This is a genomic window from Pedobacter paludisoli, assembly GCF_052344095.1.
Taxonomy (GTDB): domain Bacteria; phylum Bacteroidota; class Bacteroidia; order Sphingobacteriales; family Sphingobacteriaceae; genus Pedobacter.
Genome location: NZ_CP179926.1, coordinates 2,607,353 through 2,622,640, shown reverse-complemented (window position 1 = coordinate 2,622,640; position 15,288 = coordinate 2,607,353). Strand labels below are relative to the sequence as shown.

General features: G+C 37.6%; 10 protein-coding genes. 6 read left to right on the top strand and 4 right to left on the bottom strand.

Going from position 1 to position 15,288, the window contains the following annotated elements; translation table 11 throughout:
- Positions 1 to 28 precede the first annotated feature (28 nt).
- Entirely contained in the window at positions 29 to 1,153 is a 1,125-nt protein-coding gene (hemW, locus tag ACJVDK_RS10725; RefSeq protein ID WP_443940049.1) for a radical SAM family heme chaperone HemW, read from the bottom strand.
- A 244-nt stretch (positions 1,154 to 1,397) separates the two neighbouring features.
- On the opposite strand from hemW, the gene ACJVDK_RS10720 reads away from it, so the two are divergent.
- From ACJVDK_RS10720 to porN, 6 genes are all read left to right on the top strand, one after another.
- A complete protein-coding gene (locus ACJVDK_RS10720; protein ID WP_443936659.1) occupies positions 1,398 to 2,378 on the top strand; it encodes a DUF4271 domain-containing protein in 981 nt (326 codons plus the stop codon).
- 13 nt (positions 2,379 to 2,391) lie between these two features.
- Complete coding sequence (locus ACJVDK_RS10715; protein ID WP_443936658.1) at positions 2,392 to 3,162, top strand: uroporphyrinogen-III synthase; 771 nt, start codon at positions 2,392 to 2,394, stop codon at positions 3,160 to 3,162.
- A 227-nt stretch (positions 3,163 to 3,389) separates the two neighbouring features.
- Positions 3,390 to 4,709: a type IX secretion system lipoprotein PorK/GldK gene (porK, locus tag ACJVDK_RS10710; protein WP_443936657.1), complete on the top strand. Its 1,320-nt coding sequence runs from the start codon at positions 3,390 to 3,392 to the stop codon at positions 4,707 to 4,709.
- A 33-nt stretch (positions 4,710 to 4,742) separates the two neighbouring features.
- The gene (gene porL, locus ACJVDK_RS10705; RefSeq protein ID WP_443936656.1) at positions 4,743 to 5,549 is read left to right on the top strand and encodes a type IX secretion system motor protein PorL/GldL; all 807 of its coding nucleotides are present in this window, start codon (positions 4,743 to 4,745) and stop codon (positions 5,547 to 5,549) included.
- Positions 5,550 to 5,583: 34 nt separating this feature from the next.
- On the top strand, positions 5,584 to 7,119 hold the full coding sequence (gene porM, locus ACJVDK_RS10700) for a type IX secretion system motor protein PorM/GldM (RefSeq protein ID WP_443936655.1): 1,536 nt from the start codon (positions 5,584 to 5,586) through the stop codon (positions 7,117 to 7,119).
- Between the two features lie 7 nt (positions 7,120 to 7,126).
- Positions 7,127 to 8,059 (top strand): type IX secretion system ring protein PorN/GldN, encoded by a 933-nt coding sequence (gene porN / locus ACJVDK_RS10695; RefSeq protein WP_443936654.1) that lies wholly within the window; start codon positions 7,127 to 7,129, stop codon positions 8,057 to 8,059.
- Positions 8,060 to 8,213: 154 nt separating this feature from the next.
- Here porN and uvrC read toward each other — a convergent pair whose 3' ends face one another.
- From uvrC to porW, 3 genes are all read right to left on the bottom strand, one after another.
- Positions 8,214 to 10,022 (bottom strand): excinuclease ABC subunit UvrC, encoded by a 1,809-nt coding sequence (gene uvrC, locus ACJVDK_RS10690; RefSeq protein ID WP_443936653.1) that lies wholly within the window; start codon positions 10,020 to 10,022, stop codon positions 8,214 to 8,216.
- A gap of 185 nt (positions 10,023 to 10,207) precedes the next feature.
- Positions 10,208 to 12,430 carry a transglycosylase domain-containing protein gene (locus ACJVDK_RS10685; RefSeq protein WP_443936652.1) on the bottom strand — a complete coding sequence of 741 codons (2,223 nt, stop codon included), beginning with the start codon at positions 12,428 to 12,430 and terminating at the stop codon, positions 10,208 to 10,210.
- Positions 12,431 to 12,498: 68 nt separating this feature from the next.
- Positions 12,499 to 15,255 (bottom strand): type IX secretion system periplasmic lipoprotein PorW/SprE, encoded by a 2,757-nt coding sequence (porW, locus tag ACJVDK_RS10680; RefSeq protein ID WP_443940048.1) that lies wholly within the window; start codon positions 15,253 to 15,255, stop codon positions 12,499 to 12,501.
- Positions 15,256 to 15,288: the final 33 nt, after the last annotated feature.

The following is a 15,288-nucleotide window of genomic DNA, read 5'->3' as shown; positions in this document are numbered from 1 at the left end:
TTGAATTCCGCTTTGTTCTGTTTTATTGCTATAAAATAAATAGTTCTGATGCAATGTGGTCGGCAAACAGCTTTCCATTTTGGCTTAGTCTGACTGTTTCATCTTGTATAATCAACCAATCTTTATCCTCAAAATGGCGTAAGTTATGTTTGGTTTCTTCTAAAAAAGCAGAACCGAAATCTGTTTCTATTGTGGATAAATTTAACCCCCACATGGTACGCAAGGCTGTCATTACATATTCGTTAAAACGATCGTAGAGACTTAATTCTTCCACAATTTCAGGCAACTGATTTTGTGCGAGGGTTTTTATATACTGCGCATTATTAGCCGGGTTCATGTACCGATTTTGCCCATCAAAGCCGTGCGCCGACGGACCAATTCCAATGTAATTAATGCCTTTCCAGTAATTGGTGTTGTGTACTGCATAACAACCAGGTTTGGCAAAATTTGATATTTCGTAATGTTCAAAACCTGCTGTTTGTAGCTGATGCATCAAAAATTCAAACTGTGCAGCGCTTTGGCTATCGCTTACCGGTAATTGTTTTTTGCTTTTAATGGCATGAGCCAGGGCTGTTTTTGGCTCTACTGTTAATGCATAGGCAGAAATATGCGGCACTTGCAGGTTAATAGCCGTTTGAATGTTGTGCAGCCATTTTGTATCGCTGAGCAACGGATAGCCATAAATTAAATCGAGTGTTAAGTTTTCAAAACCAGCATCTTGACTTCTTTTAATGCAACTTTCAGCCTCCTCGGCAGTATGCGCACGGTTCATCCACAGCAAATCCTCGTTAAAAAAAGATTGAATGCCTACGCTAAAGCGATTCACGGGAAGTTGTTTCAGGTCTTTTAACTTTGCAGCATTTAAATCATCTGGGTTGGTTTCAATGGTTATTTCTGCGTTTGAGTCAACAGAAAAACTTCTATTTATGGCATCAAAAATTTTCTGCAATTGAGCAAGTGATAAGATAGACGGGGTACCACCTCCGAAATAAATACTACCCACTTGGCCAGTAATTTTTTGCTTTTTAAGGGTTATCTCCTTGCAAATGGCATCAACCATCTCATCGGCATATTTTAAAGAGGTGCTAAAATGAAAATCGCAATAATGGCAAGCTTTCTTGCAAAAAGGAATATGAATGTAAATACCGGCCATGTTTTGTTGGTACAGTTGTTTATTGAGATACAAAGGTAAGTGCATTTATGGGTTTTTAAGCATGTTTGCAAGTAAGATCTAAATGAGTAAGCTTCCTCTTATTATGCTATCTTAGGAAAAGAAGGATTTGGGATGATGAATTTATTTTTGCTCAGCTTGCGATAAGGTTAAAACGGTTGCTCATAATTGTGTTGCTAAACAATGATTAATCAATTACTTTTGTAGCCTAAGTTTAGACTACATAATGCCGAGATACTTTTTAATTTTACTATCATTTTTCTTTTCGGTACATGCTGTGTTTAGTCAAGAGTTGGCAGTTCAACAAGATTCAATAAAGGTTCGGCAGTATTCTTATAAACGCTATCGGTTGGATTCTGCAACATTGGCCACTCAAAAAAGGGTTACGGATTCCATTGTAAGGCATACCTGGGTTTTGCCGGATAGTTTATTGAATAAACATGCGCTTTTAGATAGTGTTGAAAAGGAATATCTATTTCCCACACTTAATCTAATCGATTGGCAAAAGAAATACCAGCATTTTAAAAAGAAAGAAAACCCGTATCAACTCGGTAAATTGATTCCGAAAGGCAATGTAGGTCTGCTTGGGTTTATCTTTGTTATGTTGGTGGTTTTTGCCATTTTAAAGGCAGCTTTTTCGAAGCAACTATCGGCCATTGTACATTCCTTTTTTAGTAACAGGGCTTTAAATGCAATAAACAAAGAAGATAATTTATTTAGCTCCTGGCCATTTTTGTTGCTTTTTATTCAGTTTGGATTTATTGTAGGGATGTTCTTCTTTTTAGTGGCTCAATACTATGATATGTATCAAGTAAAAGAAGGATTTCGGTTTTTCTTTACGATTTCGTTGACTATAATTGGCTTGTATGCGTTAAAGTTAATCTTTTTACGCTTTTTGGGCTATGTTTTTGATATTCGGAAGCCTATAAATGAGTATATTTCAATTTTATACCTAAGTTATTTCAATGCTTCGCTGTTATTTATACCCTTAGTGGTGGCATTTGCATTATCGCCCTTAAAATACGGTCCAATTTATATAGTATTAGCATATTTATTGTTAATCGTAATATTTGTTTTTCAGTTATTAAGGGCAGGATTCACAATTCTTTCCAACAATAAGTTTTCAAAAATGCATTTAATTTTGTATTTTTGCACCCTCGAAATATGTCCTATTTTGATACTGATTAAAACGATAGGATTGCAGTAGGAAAAATAAAAAGATGCAAGAAAAAAATGACGCTAGAATTCGCAAAGTAAAAAGTATCTTAGTTACTTTGCCAAAACCCGAAACAGAAAAATCCCCCTATTATGATTTAGCCAAAAAATACAACCTTAAAGTTGATTTTAGGTCTTTTATCCATGTGGAAGGAGTACCTGCGAGGGATTTTAGAAAAGACAAAGTTAATCTTGCCGACTTTACAGCTGTAATTTTTACAAGCCGTAATGCCGCAGATCACTTTTTCAGGATATGTGAAGAAATGCGATATGAAGTGCCGGCAGAACTAAAGTATTTCTGTTTGTCGGAAACGATTGCGTTGTATCTTCAAAAATATATCCAGTATCGCAAACGTAAGATATTTTTCGGCAAGCAAACGGCCGCTGATTTAGCAGAGGTTTTAAAGAAACATGCCGGCGAAAAATTCTTATACCCATGTTCAGATGTTGCTACTGAAGACACCATGAAATTTTTAGAAAAAAGTGGCTATGATTTTACGCCAGCGGTGTTATTCAGAACCGTTGTGAGTGACTTATCAGATTTAGCAGAAGTGTTTTATGATGTAATCGCTTTCTTTAGCCCATCGAGCATTCAATCCCTATTTAAAAACTTCCCTGATTTTAAACAGAATAATACGCGTATCGCAGCCTTTGGTGTGAATACAAGTAAAGCTGTTACGGACATGGATTTAATCGTTGATATCGCTGCACCAACACCGGGTGTGCCATCGATGACCATGGCCATTGAAAACTATATTAAAATTTCAAATAAATAACAATTTCGTGTAAATAAAACATTCTTGATAACAATAAAATGTAAAAATTTGAGTTATAGCAAGATAATGTTTTATTTATACGACAAATGCAGTTCTAGTAAAGCTACGTTAGATTTTTTTATTATTAAATCGGCGTACTTTCGTGTAAAATTCTTGCATTTATTGAATATTTAATGGATTTTTGATAACATTGTTAATTGCGTGTAAAAAGTACACTTTAAGAATTTATGAAGAAAATCTACTTTCTAGCTGTTGCGGCTATAACGGTATTGCTTTCAAGCTGTGGTCATGGTGGCCAAGGCGAGTTAGTGGGCTCTTATAACCGAAAATTTAAAAACAATAGAATTCCGTTGGGGATGGTTTACATCCCGCCAGGCCACACTCCACTTGGTGGCGCAGATGAGGATATTACATTCTCTCAAAACAGTCCGAGTAGAATGACTACGATTAGTGCATTCTTCATGGATCAAACCGAAATTTCCAATGCAGAGTATCGCCAGTTTACAAACTGGGTGCGCGATTCTATTGCGGTAACGATGATGGGCATGCCTGCTCAATTTACCGTTACACCAAAAGGTGCAAATGCAGCAAGTGTGGGAGGACAAAAAAATATTGATTGGAAAAAAGTTGGGCCAAATGGTGCAAATATTTGGCGTGCTAAAGGCAAAGCCGGTGCACAACAAAGCCAGTTAGAAGGAATGTATTATTCTGGATTAGACGCTTTACCAGGAAGAAAAGAATTAGACGTGCGTAAATTTGAATACGTGTATGCGGAAGTAAACATGGATAAAGCTGCTGCTGGTCATAAAGATCCAAACAGCAAACGTCAAGATTATATCGATCATTTTAACATTGCGATTTATCCAGATACGATGGTTTGGAAAACAGATTATTCGTATTCTATGAACGATCCAATGGTACGTAGCTACTACAATCACCCATCTTATGATAATTATCCAGTAGTGGGTGTAAACTGGGAGCAAGCAAGAGCTTTTGCACATTGGAGAACTGAATTGTTCGACGGAGTTGCGGCTGCCAGAAAATTACCTTTAGGAACCAGAGGATATAGATTGCCAGCTGAAACGGAGTTTGAATATGCTGCAAGAGGAGGAAACACAAAAACAAAATATCCTTGGGGCGGGCCGTATATTCGTAATACAAAAGGATGTTTACAAGCAAACTTTAAACCAGGTCGTGGCGATTATTCAAGCGATGGTGGTATTTATACAGTTGGAGTAAGATCATATTTTCCAAACGATTATGGTTTGTATAACATGGCCGGAAATGTCTCAGAATGGACCATCACAGCTTTCAATAAAGGAGCAAGCCCATTGCTACACGATTTAAACCCGAACTTTGTTTACGATGCCGGAAAGGGTGATAGTAAATATAGAAAGCGTAAAGTAGTTAAAGGTGGTTCTTGGAAAGATACTGCTTACTTTTTACAGAACTCATCTGCAACCTATGAATATCAAGATACGCAAAGATCATACATCGGCTTCAGGTGTGTGTCATCATATGCTGGAGCTGATTTAAGAAATAATTAAAGAAACCTAAAAATCTAAATTAAATAAAAAACTATGGCAGGTAAAAAACAACCAGGATGGTTACATAAAGCAATCTCATGGGGAGCAAGTGTTGTAATTATTGGAGCATTATGTAAAATTTTGCACTTGGGTGGTCAATTAGGAAGTTGGGCTATCGGAGCTGGATTGGGAATCGAGGCATTTTTGTTTTTCTTAACCGGTTTTTATCCGCCAGATCCGGAACCAGCTTGGGAAAGAGTTTATCCAGAGTTGAACCCAGATTATGCCGGCGAATTACCAAAAGCATCTGCCAGACCAATTGCGCAAGCGTCGTTCTCATCAACCTCGGCTTTAGATAACATGTTATCAGATGCTAAAATTGGACCTGAATTAATTGAAAGCCTAGGTACTGGTTTACGTACATTTGGTGATAAAGTTGCGGCTATTTCTACCGTGGCCGATGCTTCTACAGCAACCAATGCTTTTACTGCAAAAGTTCAAACAGCAACCGCTGGATTTGATAATTTAAGTACTGCTTTTGATAATGCTACAAAAAATCTTCAAGCTTTGGGCGATTCTAAAGCAGACTCACAAGCTTATCACGATCAAGTAAATAATTTAGCTAAAAATTTATCAGCACTAAACGCTGTATATGAATTGGAATTGCAAGATTCAAGCGCTCATTTAAAATCAATGAATAAGTTTTATTCTAACTTATCATTGACCATGCAGAACTTTAATGAGTCGATGGAAGATTCGAAACAATTTAAAGAAGAAGTAAATAAATTGGCGAAGAACTTATCTTCTTTAAATGCAATTTACGGCAATATGCTATCTGCTATGAATCAACCCCGCGTTTAATTGTTTATTATTAACCAATAAGCTACATACATAAATGGCAGGCGGAAAAGAAACAGCAAGGCAGCGGATGATCAATATCATGTATTTGGTATTGTTAGCCATGCTTGCATTAAACGTATCAGATACAATATTAAATTCATTTAAGAATATTAACGATAGTTTAGAGACATCGAGAAAAAACGTGTCTTCAAGTATTGAACAGCTATTCTCTTCTTTCGAAAATTCAAAATTGAAAGAAGAGCCGGCAAGAGCACAACCAATTTACGAGAAAGCAAAAAAAGCGAAAGCTATTTCTGATGAACTAAGCAGCTACATCGAAAAAATTAAAGCGGAGTTTACGAAACAGGGTGATGGTATTAATCCAGAAACTGGCGATTTAAAATTGAGAGAGAATTTGGACATCGCCCCTCATATTATGGTTAACCAAAAAGAGGGTGTGAAGTTGCAAAAGAAAATTAACGAAACACGCGAGAAATTAATTGCGCTATTGGATCCTGAAGATCGTAAAAGTGTTGCATTTTCACTTGAAGCAAAAGATCCTGAGAAAAAGATTAAAGGGAATTGGGCAGAAGTTAATTTTGGTGAGGGAACACCTTTAACAGCGGCGATGACTATTTTAACAAAAATTCAAGCAGATAACAGAAATGCTGAAGCGGAGATTGTTAAAAAGTTATTCGGAAATATGGATAAAGCAGTGGTAAATATTGACCAGTTTGCTGCGGTGGCGGTTGCACCTACATCGTATGTGATTCAAGGACAGCCCTATACTGCAGAAGTGTTTTTGACCGCTAGTGATTCAAGGTCAAATCCAGAGGTTCTCGTAAGCGGAAGCAAACTTTCTGTAAAAGACGGAAAGGGTATTTACAGTGGAAGTACCGGCACAGTAGGCGTATTCAACTGGGAAGGTATCGTACGTATTCGTCAAACGGATGGACAAATAAAGGAATATAGAACGCCTAAGCAAACATATCAAGTTGCAAAACCTTCATCAAACGTTTCATCAGATAAGATGAATGTAATATATGCGGGTATCCCGAATCCATTTTCAGTGTCGGCAGCAGGCTTTCCACTTGAAAGTGTAAATGCAAGTGCTCCGGGAGTGAATATGCGTAAAACAGGTGCCGGAAAGTACGATGTTATTGCTGATGGAAGTAAAGTGGGGCAAGAAATTGCGATCAGCGTGAATGCGAGTAGCGATGGCAAAACCGTTAATTTAGGCACACAAAAATTTAGAGTGAAATCGATTCCAGCACCGGTTGCTAGAGTAGGTGGGCGCTTGGGCGGAGATATTTCTTCCGTACAACTAAAAAGTGAATCTGAAATTGATGCAAATTTGGAAGATTTCCCATTTGATGTTCGTTTCGAGATCTTACGTTATAAATTAACTGTAATTAAACCACGTTCAGATGCGGTTACAATTGCAGGAAATGGTGGTAATTTTTCAGGTGCTGTGCGTACAGCCATGAATGCTGTTACCCCTGGATCAAGAGTATTCTTTGATGATATCGTGTGCCAAGGCCCAGATGGTCGTCAGAAAAAATTACCATCGGTTTCATTTAATGTTAAATAAAAAGAAGATGAAAAGAATTTTAAGTATTGCAGTTTTGGCCTTAATAAGTGTTTCGGCATTTAGTCAAACGAAGCCTAAGTCAAATACGACGAAAGCGAATACTAAACCAACAACCAATACAGCAGCAAGCACTGTTGCACCAGCTCCTACACAAGTAGTACCGGCACCAGCTCCTGCTAAGAAAAAGTTAAAAGTACCACCAAAAGATGGTTTCTATACACGTGTAGACATTGATAGTACAGAAATGGTCGAGTTTGCTGAAGTGCGTGAAGAGGATGTGTTTTTTGCAAAACGTATTTGGAGAGAAATCGATTTGCGTGATACCACTAACTCTGTTTTAAAGTCACCAAAATCACGTTTAATTGATGTTTTGGTTAATTCAATTAAGGCAGAAGAGTTAACGGCATATTCACCTATTGATAGTGCATTGAATGAAGAAGATGCCTTTCGTACTCCCATGTCAGGAGATTCAGCAATGATTGCTGCTACGGGTACTACAGAAGTTACCGATTCAAAAGCGGGTACGGTTAAAACAGTAGCCTCTGAATATAATCCTGAATTATTTTTAAAATTCAGAATTAAAGAAGATTGGATTTACGATATTAAGCGCTCTATTTTTGAACCACGTATTGTAGGTATTGCACCTATGAAATACAACGAAGTTGCAAAACAATGGCAGCCGGTTTTCTGGGTATACTACAACGAAGCACGTCCAATTTTAACTAAAAAGCGTTTGGTAAATGTGAGTAACGATGCATCAACATTAAGTTTCGATGATTTCTTCGTTCGCCGCTTATTTGCTAGCTACATTGTTAAGGAATCAAATCCGGGTGATAATAAGATAAGAGAAATAATCGGTGATCCGAGAGAACGTTTGTTAGAGTCTGAAAGAATTAAAAAATCTATTCTCGATTACGAACAAGGTCTTTGGGAATACTAAAGAATATAAAAAAGGGCTTCAAAACAAGCCCTTTTTTTATGGTTGAATTAGTGAATAGTCAATTGGGAATAGCGAATAGGAGTACTGGTAAATTAGTAAATTTGTCTTAGAACTTAATACTTGATACTCCTCACTTATACTTACTACTAAATACTCAAGACCCTTCAGTACTAAAATGCCGAACTAAAGCTTGAATCTGCTTGGTGTTTAGTACTTTGCTAAGCTCATCTTCGCTCGCTTCTTTTATTTTTTTGACCGATTTAAAATGCGTCAGTAATTTATTTGCGGTCGTTTTGCCTATACCTTCTATCTGTTCCAGTTCGGTTTTTAATGTTCCTTGATCGCGTTTTTTGCGGTGAAAAGTAATGCCAAAGCGGTGTGCTTCATCACGTAATTGTTGAATGATTTTTAACGTTTCGGATTTTTTATCCAAATAGAGCGGGAAACTATCACCCGGGTAAAACAATTCTTCCAATCGTTTAGCAATGCCAATCACCGTTACCTTTTTATCAATGTTCAGGGCCTTTAAACTTTTCAAAGCAGAAGATAATTGACCTTTTCCGCCATCAATAATGATCAGTTGAGGCAATGGCTGTTCTTCATCTAATAAACGTTTATATCGCCTGTAAACAGCCTCTTCCATGGTGGCAAAATCGTTCGGACCTTCAACTGTTTTCACATTAAAATGCCGGTAATCTTTTTTGGATGGTTTGGCGTCTTTAAATACCACAATAGCCGACACCGGATACTTCCCTTGAAAGTTCGAGTTATCAAAACATTCAATGTGTTTCGGCAGCTGCGTTAAACGTAAATCGTTCATCATCGTGGTCAAAATCCGATCGGTGCGCAAATCTGGATTTAACTTTTCATATTGGTTTAACTTTTCCTTTTTAAAGAATAAAACATTCTTCTGCGAAAGCTCCAACAAGTTCTTTTTTTCGCCCAATTTTGGGATTGTAAAGCGTACACTCGGATCTTCCAAGCTCAACTCAAAAGGAACAATTATTTCTTTCGATGTACTGTTAAATTTGGTTCTAAACTCAAGCATGGCAGTTGTTAAAAGCTCCTCATCGCTTTCATCCAATTGTTTTTTAATCTCGATCGTTTGTGTTTGAATAATGCTTCCATTAACCACTTTAAGGTAGTTAACAAAGGCATACCGTTCATCCGAAGCAATGCTCACAACATCCACATTGGTGATGGCACTGCTCACTACAGTCGATTTACTTTGGTATTTTTCCAAGGTTTCGAGGCGCAACGCATATTGATGCGCCAGCTCAAAATTTAACTCTTCTGCAGCTGCTTTTATCACCGTTTTTACCTCTCGGATAACATTGCCAATTTTTCCACTCAAAATTTCCTTGATCTCTGAAATGCTCTTTGTATAATCGCGTTCTGATTGGTAAGCCTGACAAGGGCCTTTGCAGTTGCCAATTTGATACTCTAAACAAACTTTAAATTTTCCCTCCGCAATGTTTTTCGGGGTTAACGGTAGATTACACGTACGCAGCGCATACGTCTCTTTAATTAAATCCAAAATGGTGTGCATCATGCCTACCGAAGCATAGGGACCGAAATAGGTTGACCCATCTTTAATCACCTTTCTTGTCCAGTAAATGCGCGGAAAATGCTCGTTTTTAATGATAATCCAAGGGTAGGTTTTATCATCTTTCAAATTGATGTTAAACTTTGGCTGATGCTTTTTGATTAAGCTGTTTTCAAGCAACCATGCATCAATTTCGGTATCCACAATGGTAAAGGTAATCTTCCTGATACGTGAAACCAGTACGCGTGTTTTGGCGTTAAGCAAATTTCGATCGCTATTGAAATAAGAACCCACACGGTTGCGTAAATCTTTTGCTTTGCCAATGTACATCAGCTTTCCATCAATGTCCCAATACTGGTACACACCGGGCTTATGTGGAATAGCTGTCAAAGCCAATTTATGGTCGAAAACACTCATAGCTGCATAAGTAGGAATTTTGAATCAAAAATGAAAGATATAATGTATATAAAACTTTTTATTGGGCGTGCCCCCCTTCTTTCCGATGAAAAATTGGAAAAGGTTCAGGCTATACGCTACAAGTCCTCCCCAAAAAAATCGGATGCGGGCTTTTCGCTGCTATCCTTCATGCAAAAAAACAGCGCCTAAAAACCGAGCTTTTCGTCTAATTCTGTAGGTGCTACTTCTTCCTGCTGTTGATATTGATTGCAGTCATATACAATTGAAACCCCTGATTTAGGTACTTCAAAATCAGCTTTGCTAATTTTTAAATTTGGATTGGCATATACCCGTTTCATAAAGCCGGCAAAAATAGGAAGTGCTGTGTTTGCACCTTCTCCTTGTCCGGTGCTTATAAAGTGAAAAGCACGATCTTCACATCCGGTCCAAACGCCAGTTACCAATTGTGGCGTAACGCCCATAAACCAACCATCAGAGTTATTTTGAGTAGTTCCAGTTTTACCTCCAATAGGCGCATTTACTTTGTATTTGTAATTTAAACGAGAACCCGTACCGTTGTTCACAACGCCGCGGAGCATGCGAGTCATTACGTAAGCTACTTCTTCGCTCATCACTGGTTTCGGAATTGCTTTCTTCTGATACAAAAGAACACCGTTTTTATCTTCAATGCGCAACAAATAAATCGGTTGGGTATAATAACCTTTGTTAGCAAAGGTACCATAAGCACCCACCATGTTGTATACCGAAGCATCAAATGAGCCTAAACAAATAGAAGGATATGCAGGAACATTTGGTATGCCCATTTTCGTTGCCAAGTTAGCAACAGCAACAGGACCAACTTGTTTCATTAAATAGGCGGTTATATAATTTTGTGAATAGGCCAGTGCTTTTTGCAAAGTCAAAACCCCTTGTAAAGTTCCACTTGAGCGTGGTGTATACGGTTCGCCATAGCCTTCGATGGTTACGGGTACATTTGGAACCGTATAGCATGGCGAGTACCCATTTTCGATAGCCACTGCATACGTAAAAGGCTTCGCGGTTGAACCCACCTGGCGTTCTCCCATTTTTACTTGATCGTATTTGAAGTGCTCAAAATTAATACCACCCACCCATGCTTTCACATGACCATTGGTTGGATCCATTGCCATCAACGCATTTCGCAAAAGCATTTTGTAATACCGAACCGAATCAATAGGCTTCATCGTGGTATCCACATTTCCTTTCCAAGTAAAAATGGTTAATTCGGTAGGCGTATTAAAATCTGTATTAATTTCTTCATCCGATTTACCTTCGGCCTTTAGGGCTTTATAGCGGTCCGAACGTCTAATTCCTTGCTCAATTTGCAAGCTTTTATCTTTAAAAGGATTTCTTCCTTTCCAACTATTGATAAATTGTGCCTGAAGAATTTTCATGTATTCTTTCTGTGCTTCCTCGGCATATACCTGCATGTCGTAATTCAGTGTGGTATATATTTTCAGGCCATCACGATCTAAATCGTATGGAGTACCATCTGGCTTTGTGATACCTTGTTCTTGAAAAATATTTTTGATATCACTTTTAAGCACAGTACGAAAATAAGGAGCCAAACCTTCGTTTACCGTTGCAGCATTAAAGTGCAAATTCAAAGGTTCCTCTTTAAATTGATCGAATTTTTCTTGTGGTAAATAATTCGCTTTCACCATCATGGCCATTACCGTATTTCTACGGTTCCGCGAACGCTCAGGATTGCGGGTGGGCGAGTACATGGTAATTCCTTTTTGCATTCCCACCAGGGTGGCGGCTTGCGTAACGGTTAATTTGCTTGGCGTAGTGTTGAAATACACTCGTGCGGCCGATTTGATACCGTATGCTTGATTTCCGAAATCAACGGTGTTTAAATACATGGTTATGATTTCTTGTTTGGTGTAATTGCGTTCCAACTTCACCGAAACAATCCATTCTTTAAATTTTTGCATCACCCTTTTGAAGAAATTACGTTGACGTCCTTCTTCTGAGAATAAGTTTAGCGCCAATTGTTGCGTAATGGTACTACCACCTTGTTTTTTGCCAATTAGGTTATAAAATATAATGGTAAAGGTTCGTTGAAAATCAATCCCCGAATGTTCCATAAAACGCGTATCTTCTGTAGCAACTAATGCATTTAAAACATTTGGCGAAATTTCTTTATACGTTACATTTGATCTATTTTGAACGAAATAGGTGCCAATTGTTTTTCCCTCTTCAGAGATAATTTCAGATGCTTGATTGCTTTTCGGGTGTTCAATATCGCGAAACGATGGTAATGCTCCAAAAAGACCAAAACCAATCATGGTGATAAAAATTGCAAAAAGGGCAATTCCGGCAATCAGGATTTTCCAAATTAACAAACTATATCGTTTGGTATCTGCTGCAGAAAGAGATTTATTCATTTTAGTGTTGTATTGCGCCACGTGATTTTCTAAATAACGGATGAAAGATGATACAAATATCGTGAACCTTATTGATAATTGTTTTGGTAAAATTCTATATATTGATTAACCAAGGTTCTATCTTTTAGTTTGTCGAAATTTTCTTTACTGATGATGAAGGTACGATATTTATCCGCTGGCACTTTCATAATGTTCTTTAATTGACCCTTGATGTGCTGTTCGTAAATTTTTGCATCTTCTAAATCCACAAAACTATTTACATAAATTAATTGATCCTCGTCTAGTTCAATAAGTTTATGGGCTAAATTGTTATCTGGATAATTGCCTCGATTAAATTGACCGATACCAAAGCGCGACGAGCTTAGTGTTATACTCACATCTGCCACATCAATTACAAAGTAGTATGTATCCGAAACTACAGTGCTAAAAATACTTGCCGGTTTTGGCGCTACAACAGGATCTTTGACCACAGTTGCGCTGTCAACAGGCTTAATCACCGCTATTTCCACAGGTTTATCAAGCGGTTGCGGCTTACTTTCGGTTGGTTTATTGTCTACAGGTGGGTTAGGCTCTTTATTTAAAGGTGCCGGTTGCGTTGGTTCAGTTGTTGCCTGAGCAATAAAGCGCGGCTCATTTAAGTCAAAATCGATTAATGCAACCCGCCTCTTTTTAAATTCTTCTAAATGATCTTCTATGTACTTTAAATGGTCTTTTACTAAAGGCACAATCAACTGGTCGTTCGGATAGGAACTCACAATCGAATTAAATGCAGTTAACAAGGCATCCACTTTGGACGTACGCCCAATTGCAATGGATCTGAGGTAAGCGAATTGAGGTACTAAATCGTCGTACGGATATTTGGCAATATTTTCGTCCGCCAAGGCAATTACAGCTGCGTAATTCTTTTTTTCATACGCATCGAACATAGCATTGTAATTGTTTTTTACTGTGTTTTCAATTTCATTTTGCTTAATTGAATAGTTCGGGTCGTTGATGGTTTTTGCGAAGGTTGAATAGGGATAATTTGTTAAGATTAAATTTTTATACGTATTCGATTTAACCTCATCTATACCTTTGTAATTTAAGTATAAACTGTAGTAAATGGCATCAGCATGTGCATTGTTCGGGAAACGTTTTACTAATTCCAGATAAACTTTGTTAGCTTCCTCCTTATCATTAAGTTCTTGTTGGTAGAAATTGGCAATGTCAAAATAAGCTTCAATGATACGTCCATTAGAACTTTCTACTAATTGAGGATTGGTCGGTAAAGCGGCTAAATATTCCTTTTCAAGTTGATCTTGTGCGGTATTGGAATTGTTGGTGGTTCCATTGGCCGGTTCAATTTTATTCGCAATATTTCCGCCTGCTAGCACGTCATTATTTTGTTGAGCCGCCGAGCGAACACTTTGGCGCCAATTATCTTCTAGTTGTCGGTTACCCCATCTTTTCTTAAAGTCAGACATTCCATTGCTTAGGGCAACAGCATTATTGAAGTAGAACATTCCGTCGCTATTATTGGCTAGTTGATCTTGCTGCTGAGACATAAAATCAACATCGTTTAACTGTTGATTGGTAGGCGTTGCAGTGGAGTCTATTTTAAATCTTGGCGCTAAATAGGCTTTAATTTTAGGCTCATGTTCTTGCACGGGAAGCTTTGCAATGGCCTGTAAGGTGTCTTCTTTGGCTATTAAACTATATCGATCGGTTAAGTATTGAAGGTTGGCTGCTTTTTTTGCTAAGCTTTCGTAATCGGGATAATTTTTGGGTAGGATAGCCACTGCCAAATCGTAATATTCTTTTGCTTTGATATAGTTTTTAAACTCTTTAAAATTTATATCGGCAATACGCAAATACGACAATGCTTTTTGATTTTGATTTTGGCTGCTGTTTTTAATCGATTTTTGATAGTTTTCTTCCGCTTTAACATAATTGCGACGGCTGGCATACAGTTCACCAACATGAAAATAAATCTGGTCGATGTAATCGAAATTTTTATCGTCTTTTAACAATGCTTCTAATTCCGCTTCTTTGTTAACTTCTTCGCCGCTTAAAATCGATTTAAGTTTAATACGATTTAAGTTAGCATGAAAATACATCTCAAATGGAGCATTGCTTTTTTCAACTTTAATGAAGTTTTGATACGCATCTTGAAGATTGTTTTCGTGTTCTTGCAATTGAGCCAAAATGAAACGCCAGCGGATTCCCAATTGCTTTTCAGGTGAAAAACCAATGGCAGATTCTAGTAATGAAATGGCTTCTTTATACCGTTTCTGATAGATGCGCAATTGAGCCATGGTAGCTAAAGGCTCGGCAATTCCCGATTTTAGTGTTTCCGTTGCCCGACTTAACGTGTCGGTAATTTTATTTGCATTATAAAGATTATTTAATTCCATTTGACAACGAACCTTCCAGTTCAATGCCATTACGAAAGCCTTGGAATCGTTTTGATAGGTTTTTGCAACATAGTCAAAATATTCAGCGGCAATAAAGTAATTCCCTTTTAAATAGTTTGCTCTGCCCATAAGCATATAGGCGTCGTCTAGGTAATTGCTATAGCTTTTATCGTTAACAATGGCTTGGCCTTTGGTAATTACATCGTCTAATTGTTTATTGGAAATGCCCGGACTTAATACTAAATTTACCTGTGGCTCCGGATCTAAATAAACGGGAAGGATTTTGTTGTAGTCATCTGCAAAGGTTTGCAACTGGGCCTCATTATACTCGGTTAAAATAACATTCGCATTGTATAAATAATTATATCTTGCTGTTAAATTTTGCATTTTGCGGCTAAAAGACGTGTCTTTTGGCGTTATACAGCCATACACACATAAGAGTCCGATGCAAAAAAATAAGGGATA

Bases quoted from the DNA above. Each gene is read 5' to 3' on its own strand.
- hemW (WP_443940049.1), bottom strand. From the start codon at position 1,153: ATGGCCGGTATTTACATTCATATTCCTTTTTGCAAGAAAGCTTGCCAT.
- ACJVDK_RS10720 (WP_443936659.1), top strand. From the start codon at position 1,398: ATGCCGAGATACTTTTTAATTTTACTATCATTTTTCTTTTCGGTACAT.
- ACJVDK_RS10715 (WP_443936658.1), top strand. From the start codon at position 2,392: ATGCAAGAAAAAAATGACGCTAGAATTCGCAAAGTAAAAAGTATCTTA.
- porK (WP_443936657.1), top strand. From the start codon at position 3,390: ATGAAGAAAATCTACTTTCTAGCTGTTGCGGCTATAACGGTATTGCTT.
- porL (WP_443936656.1), top strand. From the start codon at position 4,743: ATGGCAGGTAAAAAACAACCAGGATGGTTACATAAAGCAATCTCATGG.
- porM (WP_443936655.1), top strand. From the start codon at position 5,584: ATGGCAGGCGGAAAAGAAACAGCAAGGCAGCGGATGATCAATATCATG.
- porN (WP_443936654.1), top strand. From the start codon at position 7,127: ATGAAAAGAATTTTAAGTATTGCAGTTTTGGCCTTAATAAGTGTTTCG.
- uvrC (WP_443936653.1), bottom strand. From the start codon at position 10,022: ATGAGTGTTTTCGACCATAAATTGGCTTTGACAGCTATTCCACATAAG.
- ACJVDK_RS10685 (WP_443936652.1), bottom strand. From the start codon at position 12,430: ATGAATAAATCTCTTTCTGCAGCAGATACCAAACGATATAGTTTGTTA.